Here is a 12,338-nt window from a genome sequence, read left to right as displayed (position 1 = left end):
TTCCTCAGTGATTCAGTGCGCCAGCAAGTTGCTGACGGATAAATTGGGTGGTGAGCGTTTTCGCGACATCGATATTGAAGGGCAGGCCGCTTAACGCAGCTCGTAGCCAAAGGCCATCGATCAGCGATGCCAATCCGTGAGCCGCCAGTCGCGCCTGTTCACGCGGCAATTCACGGTGAAACTCGGCGGCGAGGGTCGAAAACAGGCGACGGCTGCTGACCCGTTCCAGACGACCTAACTGTGGCTGATGCATGCTGCTGGCCCAGAAATCCAGCCAGGCTTTCATCGCCGCGCTGTGCACCTGCGTGTCATCGAAGTTACCTTCGACAATCGCCAGCAAGCGTGCTTCGGTCTTTGCGCCCGCCAACGGTTTCAGGCGGGCAGCCACGGCATCACGTAACTGACGTGTGATATCGCGCATGGTGGCTTCCAGCAAACCGTTCTTGTCTTTGAAGTAGTGGCTGATGATGCCGGTCGAAACCCCCGCACGGCGCGCAATCTGCGCAATGGTTGCGTCGTTAATTCCTACCTCGTTAATCGTATCGAGGGTTGCATCAATCAGTTGCCGACGACGAATCGGCTGCATTCCCACCTTTGGCATGACTCCAGCTCCACCACAATGTCAGAGGACTATTTAAACTTTTTTTGATTGCACGTTCAATATAAAAAAGAATTTTGTTAGGATACTGTGCTTCGATTGTTACAAAAGCGCAGCGGTGAACCGGGCTATGCGGCTCATCGTCAGAAGAAAGCACTGCATGGAGGGATAACAGGGGTACTGATAACAACAAGGCCTGGCAGACAGGTCACGCTAATCCATTGAGTCATTACAGGAAATTAACCAGAGGTCATCGATGATTAATCCACCTGCCAGTGAAAAAGACAGAATCAATCCTGTGGTGTTTTACACCTCAGCCGGACTGATTCTGACATTTTCACTTGTCACCATTTTTTACAGCGAGCTGGCTGCGAGTTTGATTCAGACAGCAGTTAACTGGGTTACCGCTACGTTTGGCTGGTACTACATGCTGGCCGCGACACTGTATATCGTGTTCGTTATCTACATGGCCTGCTCGCGTTACGGCGCCATCAAGCTCGGGCCGGAACAATCCAAACCGGAGTTCAGCTTATTAAGCTGGTCAGCGATGCTGTTTGCCGCCGGTATCGGTATCGATCTGATGTTCTTCTCGGTGGCTGAACCGGTCACGCAGTACATGCAACCGCCTGAGGGTGCCGGACAAACCATGGAAGCCGCCCGGCAAGCCATGGTGTGGACGTTGTTCCACTACGGCGTAACTGGCTGGTCAATGTATGCGCTGATGGGGATCGCGCTGGGTTACTTTAGCTACCGCTACAATTTGCCGCTCACCATCCGTTCTGCGCTGTATCCAATCTTTGGCAAACGTATTAATGGGCCGATCGGCCATACCGTGGATATTGCGGCGGTGGTAGGAACCATCTTCGGCATTGCCACCACCTTAGGGATTGGCGTGGTGCAGCTCAATTATGGCCTGAACGTGCTGTTCGATATCCCGGAAGGCTTTACCGCGCAGGCGGCGTTGATTGTGCTGTCGGTGATTATCGCCACCATTTCCGTGACCTCCGGCGTGGATAAAGGCATCCGTATTCTGTCGGAACTCAACGTTGCGCTGGCATTGGGGCTGATTCTGTTTGTGCTGTTTATGGGCAAAACCGACTTCCTGCTGAATGCGCTGGTGCTTAATGTCGGTGATTACATCAACCGCTTTATGGGCATGACGCTGAACACCTTTGCGTTTGATCAGCCAAGAGAGTGGATGAACAGCTGGACGCTCTTCTTTTGGGCATGGTGGGTCGCCTGGTCACCGTTTGTCGGCTTGTTCCTGGCGCGTATTTCACGCGGTCGCACCATCCGTGAGTTCGTGCTCGGTACGTTGATTATCCCCTTCACCTTCACACTGTTATGGCTGTCGGTATTTGGTAACGCAGCGCTGTATGAAATCATCCACGGTGATGCTGGCTTTGCGCAGGAAGTGATGGCGCATGCGGAACGTGGCTTCTACAGCCTGCTGGCGCAGTATCCGGCCTTTAAATTCAGCGCCTCGGTTGCCACCATCACTGGCATGCTGTTCTACGTCACCTCAGCGGATTCCGGTTCACTGGTGCTGGGTAACTTTACCTCGAAGCTGAAAGACATCAACAGTGATGCACCCAACTGGCTGCGTATCTTCTGGTCCGTGGCGATTGGTGTTCTGACCATGGGTATGCTGATGACCAACGGCATCTCTGCGCTGCAGAACGCTACGGTAATCATGGGACTGCCGTTCAGCTTTGTGATCTTCTTTGTGATGGCCGGTTTGTATAAGTCGCTCAAAGTGGAAGACCATCGCCGCGCCAGCGCCAGTCGTGAAACGGCACCGTACATTCCAGCCAGCAACGATCGCCTGAGCTGGAAGAAACGTCTGTCGCGTCTGATGAACTATCCGGGCACACGCTACACCCAGCAAATGATGGAGAACGTCTTGTTCCCGGCAATGCAGGATGTGGCGAAAGAACTGGAGTTGCGCGGCGGTCGGGTTTCACTGGACCGCGTCGAGCCGGAAGAGGGCCATCCGTTAGGTTATCTGGATTTGCGCGTGCTACTGGGTGAAGAGCAGGACTTCGTGTATCAGATCTGGCCGCAGCAGTATTCGGTTCCAGGCTTTACCTATCGGGCGCGCAGCGGTAAATCGACCTATTACCGTCTGGAGACATTCCTGCTGGAAGGTAGCCAGGGCAACGATCTGATGGATTACAACAAAGAGCAGGTGATTATCGATATTCTCGATCAGTACGAACGCCACCTGAACTTTATCCATCTGCATCGTGAAGCACCCGGCAGCAACATCACTTTCCCGAGCGTGTAAACCCACGGACAGCGGCAGCCGTGCCGCTGTCCGTGCACTTTCCTCATGGCAGGCTACACTTTCAGGCTGCTCTAAAAGGGGAATGAGATGAAATTGGGTTTTGCGTGTAAATACTTTGATGCACAGGCTAAGCAGCCGTTTCCGTTTAAAATCACCACGCGTACGCGTTTCCTGAGTCTTGATCGTGCCGAACAAGCGCGTTTACTGGCGCAATTGGCAACCAACAACCTTGAAAACCAAATCCTTACGTTGCAGCAGTTGGCAAAACTGCCGGATGCGATGCGCATGATGCGAATTGGCAGTGATTTGTTGCCGTTGTACACCGTGCCTGAAGCCACGGCTATCTACACTGAATTAATGCCCGACTTACAAACGCTGTTCGTGAAGTGTGGTGAGATGGCGCGTGCGCACAACATTCGTCTCTCATTCCATCCCGGACAATATTCCGTACTCGCTTCGGATAATGAAGGGGTAGTGAATCGGGCGATTGAGGATGTGGAGTATCATGCGCTGTGTGCGCTATTCATGGGCTATGGGCGCCAGTTTCAGGATTTCAAAATCAATATCCATATGAACGGCAAAAAAGGCATCGAAGGATTCCGTGCTGCTTTTCAGCGTCTTTCACCCGAAGCGCGCAATATGCTGACGGTTGAAAATGATGAAATTTCCTGTTCGCTGGATGATGTATTACAAGCGCGCGATCTTTGTCCGGTTGTATTAGATATTCACCATCATTGGGTGAAAGAGAATCAATTTATTAAGGCGGATGATGCGCGTATTCCGCTGATTATCGAATCCTGGCGCGGTGTGCGGCCGGTATTACATTATTCGATTGCGCAGGAGGGATTAATCGCAGAACAGGGCTTTCCGGATCAACGCGATTTAACGGTGGCGAAAACCAAACTGCGTGCCCACTCTGACTACTACTTTAATCAGGATTTAAATGACTGGGCGCTGTCATTTAAGGATTTCGACATTATGTGTGAAGTCAAAATGAAAAATCTGGCGGTCGAGCGCTTGTACCGTTATGCGCTCGACCAGGGGGCGATTAAGGCGAGGTAATCACAATCGCCACGCGGCGATTCTGGGCGCGGCCTTGTGCACTGTTATTGCTGGCAATGGGGGCGCTCATGCCCAGACCTCGGGTAGTGATGTTGGTTCGCGGTACTTCAGCACCCAACGCCCATTGTGTTGCCACAGCATCAGCACGTTTCAGTGACAACTGCTGGTTATAATCCGCTTTGCCGTAATTATCCGTATGACCGTCAATGCGGACATGTTGAATCCCGGTGACTGAGAGATTCTTCGCCATAGTGGCGATGTTGGTTTTACTGGCAGCAGTCAGCTCGGACTCGTTCACGCCAAACAGGATTTTGTCCGATAAACCCAATCCCCAGCCTTCCATGTTTTCGGTAAATCCCGCACTTTGCATGGCGGCAATCTGCGCGGCGGTGAAACGACCTTTTGATTGACATCCCGCGCAAACCAAAATACACATCAGCAGAAAAAGTTTAATTCTCATATGCGTACCTTACTTATCCCTTTGTTTTTGTACATGTGCATATCCGCACGTTCCAGAATCGATTGCACCGTATCGCCATGCTGTGACCAGGCATAGCCAATGGTGACCGAGGTGGTAATCGGCGTGCCTTCCGCGATCATAATCTTCTGTGCAATGGCTTCCCTGATCTCCTCTGTCAGCTGCAGCAGCTGTTTCTCAGTCGCGCGGCTGGTGATTAACATCGCAAACTCATCACCGCCGAGTCGCGCAACCATATCCTGCTTGTAGGCCAGCGCCACAAGGCGTGATCCGATGGCTTTCAGCACCTCATCGCCTGCCGCATGTCCCCAGTTATCGTTGATGCTCTTAAAGCGATCGCCATCCAGAAACAGCAGAACAAAGCGCTCTTGCGCAAATTGGCCGTCGAGTAATCGGGTGAGCTGGGTCACAAAGGCGGCGCGGTTAGCCAGCCCGGTCAGTGGATCTTCCAACGCTTTCGCCGCTAACGAACGGTTATCCCGCAGCAGTGAAGCCTGTAATGACTGCATCTCTGCGAGCAATGAGTTGAGATCTTCCGAAAACAACTGAAACTCTTTGGTCGGGCTTTCAGGAATGCGCAGCGAAAAGTCACCCGAGCTGATGACGTAATGAATCGAGCTGGTGATATTGCGCAGCGTCTGCAAAATCCCCCGATGCAGAAAAGCGCTCAGCATAAAGGCAACAATCAGTACGCAGAGCATGCCGCTGGATAAGATCATCACTGAGTAGCGAATAAAATCTGTCGCTCCTTTGACCGTACCCGCCAGCGTCAACGTCCCGACGACATTCTCCGCGTGATTGATATTCACACTCAGCGGTCGGGCATAGATCCATTGGCGCAGGACGTTCTCATACCAGCCATCCTGCTGCTGTTGGTCTTGCCAGTTAACCAACACGGTTTGATCGTCCGTCACCAGTTTCGCCGAGGCAAACATGCCTTCATTGCCTAACATGGCAATTTTTTTATGCGCGTCATAGCTGTCTTCAAATACCGTGGCGGCGGTCAGGCTATTACTCAACGTCGCGGCAATCAGTTCAAGATTTCGTTTTTCATAACGTTTGATGAAGAGTAACGAAGTGGATGTCAGCAGTAGCCAGCACAGTAACAAAATCACCGCAGAGTTAATGATGCTAATCTTGCGCAGCCTGATGCGGATAGATGATTTTTCATTTTTAATTTTTTCAAATTTCATCTTATTGGCTTCCTTTGCGCGACAGCAATAACACATCCGGGCTCACGCGCACGCCACTGCGCGCCAGTGAATCCAGGTTTACGGCAAACATCGGATGATCGGTATTAAAAATAAGACAGAAAGCGGCTCCGATGGCGCAATCGGTATTATTTTCAGCCAAAGAGAGAACAGCGTGGCTTTTCTCCAGGCTGAGCAATTCGGTCTGCTGCTGCGGTGACTGCTCACCGAAATAGAGGGCATCACAGCGATTGCTGGCTAACTCACTGTCACTGTTGAGATAAACCACACTGAATGGCAGCGACGTCGCCGTGGTGCTGGCAGGGAAATTGACGTGGCGCGCTGAACTGAACACACATAACTGTGGAGCATCGTGCAGCGCGGGCCAGCGGGTGAAGCTGATAATGCCGCTGACAATACGATTGGCTTTGTCATCTTTGGTCGCGGGGTTTTGTGCCGCCGCTGCGGGAAATGAGAGCGGCAATATCAACAGTGCCATTGTGATAATGCAGGTCAGTGCGGCTTTAAGCTGAGCCAAAAGCAGAAATAAGAGTTCACGAGGGTGAAGACGAGGTTCAATACGTAACATGCCGGCATTCCGCTGGGTTCAACGCGCAAATAGTACCATCGGCATTTATAAAAGAGTACAGGTGTTCAATGGCGGAAAACGCGGACTTTTAACGCTGGCAGGATAATCAGATCCAATAATTAATAGAAAATTCAGTGCGGTATTTTAATAAACATGCCGGGCGAAGTGACATCGCCCGGCAGTGAATCGCAAAGATTATTCGCTTAAATCGCGGCCATTGCTGGCAATCACTTTTTTATACCACCAGAAGGACTTTTTGCGGGTGCGCGCCAGTGAGCCTTTACCCTGATCATCACGATCAACGTAAACAAAGCCGTAGCGTTTACTCATCTCGCCCGTTGAGGCCGCGACCAGATCAATGCATCCCCAGGTGGTGTAGCCCATGACCGGAATGCCATCAGCAATCGCTTCGCCCATTGCCTGGATATGCTGCTTCAGATAGCTAATGCGGTAATCGTCATGAATCTCGCCGTTGGCATCGATTTCGTCGCGCGCACCCAGGCCGTTTTCCACCAAAAATAGCGGCTTTTGGTAGCGGTCGTACATCATGTTCATGGTGATGCGCAGGCCTAAGGGATCGATACCCCAGCCCCAGGCACTCCGGGAGATATGCGGGTTAGTTAGCGATTTCACCACATTGGCCGCACTGCTGTTTTTCTCGTTCATATCGGCCGAGGCACAGCGTGAGGCGTAATAGCTGAAGGAAACAAAATCTACCGTATGTCGCAGGAGTTCTGCATCACCATCCTGCCACTGGATCTCAATGCCTTTCTCACGAAATACGCGAGCGGCATAAGAGGGATAAGCACCGCGCGCCTGCACATCGATAAAGAACAGATTCTCGCGATCTTTCTCCAGCGCCGCCCAGACATCTTCAGGATTGCATGACCATGGATAGAAATTGCCGCCTGCCAGCATGCAGCCCACCTGGTTTTCAGGGTTAATCTCGTGGGCAATTTTCGTGACCAGCGCACTGGCGACCAGCTCATGATGCGCCGCCTGATATTTCACCTGCTCTGGATTATCCTCTGGTCCGAATACCAAACCCGCGCCAGAGAACGGGCTATGCAGCAGAATGTTGATCTCGTTAAACGTCAGCCAGTATTTCACCAGTCCGTTGAAAGCGTCAAAGCAGGTACGCGCATAGCGGGCGAAGAATTCAATCATCTTACGATTGCGCCATGAACCGTACTCGGTGACCAAATGCATCGGCACGTCAAAGTGGCATAACGTCACCAGCGGGGTGATACCGTACTTCTGGCACTCTTCGAACAGGCTACGGTAAAAAGCGATACCCTCAGGATTTGGCGTTAATTCATCGCCTTTCGGGTAGATGCGGCTCCAGGCAATCGACGTACGAAACACGGTAAAGCCCATCTCCGCCATTAAGGCGATATCTTCTTTGTAGCGACGATAAAAATCGATGGCATCGTGGCTGGGATAGTATTCATCGTCACGCAGGGTAAAACGCGGTTCCAGCCCCAGTTTGACTGGCATGCGGTGTTCGCCATGAGGAATCATGTCCACCGTGGTTAACCCTTTACCGCCCGCCAGATAGCTCCCCTCTGACTGATTGGCGGCTAACGCGCCGCCCCATAAAAATCCCTCAGGAAATGTCACTTCAGACATAAAAAACCTCAGTTAATCAATTCACATTGACGGCTTTAGCAGGATCCGCAACCGGTTTAGGCTGCGCTGTTTCACTCACCGGAATATCTTCAAAGCCAAGAATCAGCGTCAGAACAAATGAAAGCACCACCGACAACACCATGACGCCACCCACCCACACAATGCTCATCGGGTTGGCCGGATCAAAAAACTGTACGCTGGTAAACAAGCCGGGTGAGGCCATGGAGTGACTGGCCAGCCCGCCGATACCGGCTACCGCGCCACAGATAAATCCGCTGATCAGGCTGGCAATCAGCGGTCGTTTAAGCCGCACCGCAACACCATACAGAGCAGGTTCCGAAATTCCGGCCACAATCGCCGAGGCAGCGGCAGCAAAAGCGGTCTGACGCAGTTCCGGGTTTTTAGTTTTAAAGGCTACCGCCAGCGATGAGCCGCCAAGTGACAGATTGGCACCGATTTCAGAGGGCATCACCATGCCTTCTTTGCCGGTTTCCGCAATGGTCTGAATGATGGTGGGGGTGAAGACGCGGTGCATGCCCGTCATCACCAGCAGCGGCCACAGCGCGCCCATGATCGCCACGGACAACCAGCCCAGATAGCCATGAATGGTGTAAACCAGGGCTGAAATGCCGCTACCAATCCAGATACCGAGTGGACCAATCAGCACAATGGCAATCGGCGCGGCAATCAACACAATCAGCATCGGTTTGAGGAAGTTTTTGGTGACTGCAGGGGTAAAGCGATCGACCCAATATTCGATATGCGACAGGATCCACGTCATCACCAACGCCGGGATGACGGTGTAGGTGTATTTCACCGCCGTCACCGGGATGTAGGCAAACTCAACGGTCTGGCCTTGCGCCGCTTTGGCCATTAAATCAATAAAGTTGGGATGAACCAGCACGCCCGCAATCGCAATGGCTAATGACATATTGGTTTTAAATTTCAGGGCTGCCGAGGCCGCCACCATTACCGGCAGGAAGAAAAAGGCGCCGTCACCGATGACATTCAGTATCACCAGCGTAGACGAACCTTTCGCCAGTACACCGCTCATCTCCAGCACCATTGCCAGCAGTTTCACCATCGATCCCCCGATGATCGCGGGGATCAGTGGCGACATGGTGCCCACCAGCGCATCGAGAATGCCTGCGCCAATCGTGCGCAGGGTGATTTTTCGTTTTATCGGGGCGCTGTTGTCGCTATTGGGTGTGCCGAGTTTAAGCACTTCCTGATACGCGAGATTAACGTTATTGCCAATGATCACCTGGCATTGGGTGTCGGTATGCACCACGCCCATCACGCCCGGAATCGCTTTCAGCGTAGCGTTATCGATCAGGGCAGTGTCCCGCAAAACGAAGCGCAGGCGCGTCATGCAGTGCGTGACAGCTTCAATATTGGTTAAGCCGCCGAGCGAAGCCACGATGGCGCGTGAAACGTCAGCATAATTTTTAGCCATGAGTTGTAGGTCTCTGATTTTTTTAAGTAGGGGTACGATCGCCCGCTTATCATTAGCGAGTCATGAGAAACCGGTTTCACAAAATCATGAATATGAAATCCCTGACAGGCAAGAAGTTTAAAATTTGATGTTTAAAAATGTGATGCTGATCGATTGATAAGTTAAGGCAAGCAATCAACACAGTTAAAAAAATCTCCGCGTAATTCGCGACTTAGCAAAAAGCGCGTGTCCCTCGCCCAATCGGGTGGGGATATAAGGGAGCTAACCAGGGGTTTCTTGCGATCTAACATACGCTTTCAGCGTTTCTATTGTTGCGCCGCCAGCACTACAGGCGAAATAGGAGCGTGACCAGAGCACCCCGCTATTACTCGCCTTTCGTAAATGCGTATTTAAAATGCGCACCTGACGGCTACTAATCGACTTCAAATTATTGACCAGCACACTAACCGCCAGTTTCGGCGGGTATGCTACCAGGATGTGAACATGATCCGCTTCCCCGTCCATTTCCAAAATTTCAATCTCCAGCTTTTCGGCAGCGGATAAAAACGCTTGCCGGATCTGGTCAATCATATCGCCGTCAAAAATCTTACGGCGGTACTTTGTAGTAAAAATCAGGTGAACCACCAATTTACTGACGCTATGGCGGCGCTTCAAATAACCTTCTAAAGCTGCGTCATGTACACTCACTTGAAAACCCTCGACCAAAACCATATATTATCTGGATTCTATACATGAGCACTGAAATTGAAAAGAGCGACTAAAGTACGCATTTACCCCGACGCAGAGCAAACCGCATTCTTAAATGCGCAGTTCGGCGCGGTGCGTTTTGCCTACAATAAAGCCCTACATATCAGCCGCCATATGTACCAGCAACACGGCGTTTCTTTGAACGTCAAACGCGACTTAAAACCACTGCTGGCAGTGGCCAAAAAGTCACGCCGTTATAGCTGGCTAAAAGAATATGATTCACTGGCATTGCAGCAAGCCGTGATTAATCTGGATAAAGCCTATTCCAATTTCTTTAACAGGAAACTGAAAGCAGGTAAGCCCACGTTTAAAAGCAAGCGCGGTAAACAATCCAGTTATCACCCTAACGGCAAGGTATTAACCGACGCGATCCAGTTGCCGAAAATGACCCCTATCCGGGCGAACATTCACCGTGAAATTGCCGGCAAGGTTTCCAGCCTGACAATCACACGCTCCCCTACTGGCAAATACTACGCCTCGATACTCGCCGATGATGGACAAGAAGCGCCAGCAAAGCCGACCTGTATCACTGCTGTAACAGGGTATGACATAGGGTTAAAAGACTATTTAATCCGTGACGATGGCGAGAAAACCCCTAACCCGCGCTTTCTGGTCAACGCTTATTGCCGCTTGCGCCGTGATAGCAAAACCCTTTCACGCAAAAAGAAAGGTAGTGCTAACAGGGCAAAAGCCAGAATCAAACTGGCAGCGCAACACGAACGTGTAACCAATGCCCGTGCCGATTTTCTACACAAACTTTCACGCTCAATTATCGACGACAATCAAGCGGTAGTAGTGGAAACGTTGAAATCTGCAAACATGATGAAAAATCGCCGCCTTGCCCGTCATATCGGGGATGCCGCATGGAGCGAATTTGTCGCGAAACTGGCTTATAAAGCCGAAAGCGCGGGTGTCCACCTTGTCAAACTGGATCAGTGGTTCGCCAGCTCTAAAACCTGCCATAGTTGCGGTCACAAGATGGCAGATATGCCGCTGAAGGTGCGCGAATGGCAATGCCCTGCCTGTCATGCTGACCATGACCGCGATATAAACGCGGCTATCAACATACGGCAGAAGGGCATAACCGATTTAATGGCGGCGGGTCACGTCGTCAAAGCCCATTGAGGCTTGCGTAAATCCGCTATATCGGCGGTTGCAGCCTATGAAATGGGAAGCATCGCCTTTTAGGGCGGTGAGCAGTCACGTACACTTCAGCGATACAGGCGTAAATCAGAGTGAAAAATGGCAACCATAGTTGAGGTGGCGAAGGTCGCAGGCGTATCGAAAGCCACGGTGTCACGTGTGCTGTCCGGCAACGGTTATGTCAGCGAAGAGAAGCGGGAATTGGTGTTTAAGGCCATCGCGGAAACCGGCTTTCGCCCCAATTTGCTGGCGCGAAATCTGGCAACCAAGTCGAGCCAGACTATTGGCCTGGTGATCACCAACACCCTCTATTCCGGCAGCTATTTTACTGAGCTCATGCAGCATTCCGCCCGACTGATGGAGCAGCAGGGGCGACAACTGCTATTGGTGGATGGCAAACACAGTGCGGAAGAGGAGCGTGCTGCGATTCAATTTCTGCTCGATTTGCGCTGTGACGGCGTCATCATCTATCCGCGCTTTCTCACTCCCGATGAAATGGACGCCATCATTGATCAGCACCCGCATCCGATTTTGGTGATCAATCGCCGTCTGCGGCAACACGACAGTTACTGCATTTACGCCGACCAACAGCGCAGCAGTGCCGACGCTGTGGAAGCGTTAATCAAACGGGGTCATCGTGACATTGCCTTTATCACCGGTTCGCTCGATTCACCCACCGGACGGGAGCGCCTGGCGGGTTACCACTCGGCGCTGGCAAAACATCAGATTCCTGTGCAGCAAGCGTTAATTATTGAAGGGAAGTGGCAGGCGCAAAATGGCGTGGCGGCGGTGGACACGTTGTTGAAACAGGGCAGCCGCTTTAGCGCGTTGGTGGCCAGTAATGACGATATGGCCGTAGGGGCGTTAAAAGCGCTGGCCTCAAACAACATTGCGGTTCCGGCACAGGTATCCGTGCTGGGATTTGATGATATTCCACTGGCCCCGTTTACCGTTCCGTCGCTCTCCAGCGTGAAAATGCCGGTAACGGATATGATTCAGGAAACGCTCTCACGACTGGTCTCCATGCTCGACGGGGGCGAAATGCGCAATCGCCAGCGCTTTTCTGGTGAAGTGGTGATGCGAGAATCCATCGGCCCCGGGCCTTTCGCCCAAAAAACAGTGACGGATTAGTAATATAACGCTGATAAACAATAGGTTG

10 protein-coding genes and 1 pseudogene are annotated in these 12,338 nt (G+C 51.8%); 4 read left to right on the top strand and 7 right to left on the bottom strand.

All coding sequences use genetic code 11. From position 1 onward, the window contains the following. Positions 1–4 precede the first annotated feature (4 nt). Positions 5–601 (bottom strand): transcriptional regulator BetI, encoded by a 597-nt coding sequence (betI, locus tag IAE30_RS04790; RefSeq protein WP_034824050.1) that lies wholly within the window; start codon positions 599–601, stop codon positions 5–7. 253 nt (positions 602–854) lie between these two features. Between betI and IAE30_RS04785 the strand changes: the two genes are divergently transcribed. Together IAE30_RS04785 and uvsE are read left to right on the top strand one after the other, a co-directional pair. Further along, positions 855–2,885 carry a choline transporter gene (locus IAE30_RS04785; RefSeq protein ID WP_045815600.1) on the top strand — a complete coding sequence of 677 codons (2,031 nt, stop codon included), beginning with the start codon at positions 855–857 and terminating at the stop codon, positions 2,883–2,885. 87 nt (positions 2,886–2,972) lie between these two features. Then, the gene (gene uvsE, locus IAE30_RS04780; protein ID WP_200677800.1) at positions 2,973–3,947 is read left to right on the top strand and encodes a UV DNA damage repair endonuclease UvsE; all 975 of its coding nucleotides are present in this window, start codon (positions 2,973–2,975) and stop codon (positions 3,945–3,947) included. On the opposite strand, the gene IAE30_RS04775 is transcribed toward uvsE, so the two are convergent. The 6 genes from IAE30_RS04775 to tnpA all read right to left on the bottom strand — a co-directional run bounded on the left by IAE30_RS04775 (position 3,934) and on the right by tnpA (position 10,000). Then, positions 3,934–4,407: an OmpA family protein gene (locus IAE30_RS04775; protein ID WP_200677802.1), complete on the bottom strand. Its 474-nt coding sequence runs from the start codon at positions 4,405–4,407 to the stop codon at positions 3,934–3,936. The genes uvsE and IAE30_RS04775 overlap by 14 nt on opposite strands. Next, positions 4,404–5,618, bottom strand: a complete 1,215-nt coding sequence (locus IAE30_RS04770) for a diguanylate cyclase domain-containing protein (protein ID WP_200677804.1) — start codon at positions 5,616–5,618, stop codon at positions 4,404–4,406. The genes IAE30_RS04775 and IAE30_RS04770 overlap by 4 nt, the downstream gene beginning before the upstream one ends. Before the next feature lies 1 nt (position 5,619). Beyond that, complete coding sequence (locus IAE30_RS04765; protein WP_200538515.1) at positions 5,620–6,114, bottom strand: YfiR family protein; 495 nt, start codon at positions 6,112–6,114, stop codon at positions 5,620–5,622. Between the two features lie 285 nt (positions 6,115–6,399). Then, on the bottom strand, positions 6,400–7,833 hold the full coding sequence (locus IAE30_RS04760) for a 6-phospho-beta-glucosidase (RefSeq protein WP_200677806.1): 1,434 nt from the start codon (positions 7,831–7,833) through the stop codon (positions 6,400–6,402). Between the two features lie 16 nt (positions 7,834–7,849). Beyond that, positions 7,850–9,289 carry a PTS cellobiose/arbutin/salicin transporter subunit IIBC gene (ascF, locus tag IAE30_RS04755; RefSeq protein WP_200677807.1) on the bottom strand — a complete coding sequence of 480 codons (1,440 nt, stop codon included), beginning with the start codon at positions 9,287–9,289 and terminating at the stop codon, positions 7,850–7,852. Between the two features lie 261 nt (positions 9,290–9,550). Beyond that, positions 9,551–10,000: an IS200/IS605 family transposase gene (gene tnpA, locus IAE30_RS04750; protein ID WP_234472661.1), complete on the bottom strand. Its 450-nt coding sequence runs from the start codon at positions 9,998–10,000 to the stop codon at positions 9,551–9,553. 33 nt (positions 10,001–10,033) lie between these two features. On the opposite strand from tnpA, the pseudogene IAE30_RS04745 reads away from it, so the two are divergent. After that, positions 10,034–11,158: pseudogene (locus IAE30_RS04745) on the top strand (RNA-guided endonuclease TnpB family protein); the annotation flags it as partial. Positions 11,159–11,278: 120 nt separating this feature from the next. Then, positions 11,279–12,310, top strand: coding sequence for a LacI family DNA-binding transcriptional regulator (locus IAE30_RS04740; RefSeq protein ID WP_200677808.1), 1,032 nt, complete (start codon positions 11,279–11,281; stop codon positions 12,308–12,310). Positions 12,311–12,338: the final 28 nt, after the last annotated feature.

Source organism: Pantoea sp. S61 (genome assembly GCF_016625145.1).
In the GTDB taxonomy this organism is placed as follows: domain Bacteria; phylum Pseudomonadota; class Gammaproteobacteria; order Enterobacterales; family Enterobacteriaceae; genus Pantoea; species Pantoea rwandensis_B.
The sequence above is the reverse complement of the archived record's forward strand: the minus strand, read 5'-3'. Positions and strand labels throughout refer to the sequence as shown.

What these genes read in the sequence shown, in the direction of transcription:
- betI (WP_034824050.1), bottom strand. Translation starts at nt 601, where the DNA reads ATGCCAAAGGTGGGAATGCAGCCGATTCGTCGTCGGCAACTGATTGAT.
- IAE30_RS04785 (WP_045815600.1), top strand. Translation starts at nt 855, where the DNA reads ATGATTAATCCACCTGCCAGTGAAAAAGACAGAATCAATCCTGTGGTG.
- uvsE (WP_200677800.1), top strand. Translation starts at nt 2,973, where the DNA reads ATGAAATTGGGTTTTGCGTGTAAATACTTTGATGCACAGGCTAAGCAG.
- IAE30_RS04775 (WP_200677802.1), bottom strand. Translation starts at nt 4,407, where the DNA reads ATGAGAATTAAACTTTTTCTGCTGATGTGTATTTTGGTTTGCGCGGGA.
- IAE30_RS04770 (WP_200677804.1), bottom strand. Translation starts at nt 5,618, where the DNA reads ATGAAATTTGAAAAAATTAAAAATGAAAAATCATCTATCCGCATCAGG.
- IAE30_RS04765 (WP_200538515.1), bottom strand. Translation starts at nt 6,114, where the DNA reads ATGGCACTGTTGATATTGCCGCTCTCATTTCCCGCAGCGGCGGCACAA.
- IAE30_RS04760 (WP_200677806.1), bottom strand. Translation starts at nt 7,833, where the DNA reads ATGTCTGAAGTGACATTTCCTGAGGGATTTTTATGGGGCGGCGCGTTA.
- ascF (WP_200677807.1), bottom strand. Translation starts at nt 9,289, where the DNA reads ATGGCTAAAAATTATGCTGACGTTTCACGCGCCATCGTGGCTTCGCTC.
- tnpA (WP_234472661.1), bottom strand. Translation starts at nt 10,000, where the DNA reads ATGGTTTTGGTCGAGGGTTTTCAAGTGAGTGTACATGACGCAGCTTTA.
- IAE30_RS04740 (WP_200677808.1), top strand. Translation starts at nt 11,279, where the DNA reads ATGGCAACCATAGTTGAGGTGGCGAAGGTCGCAGGCGTATCGAAAGCC.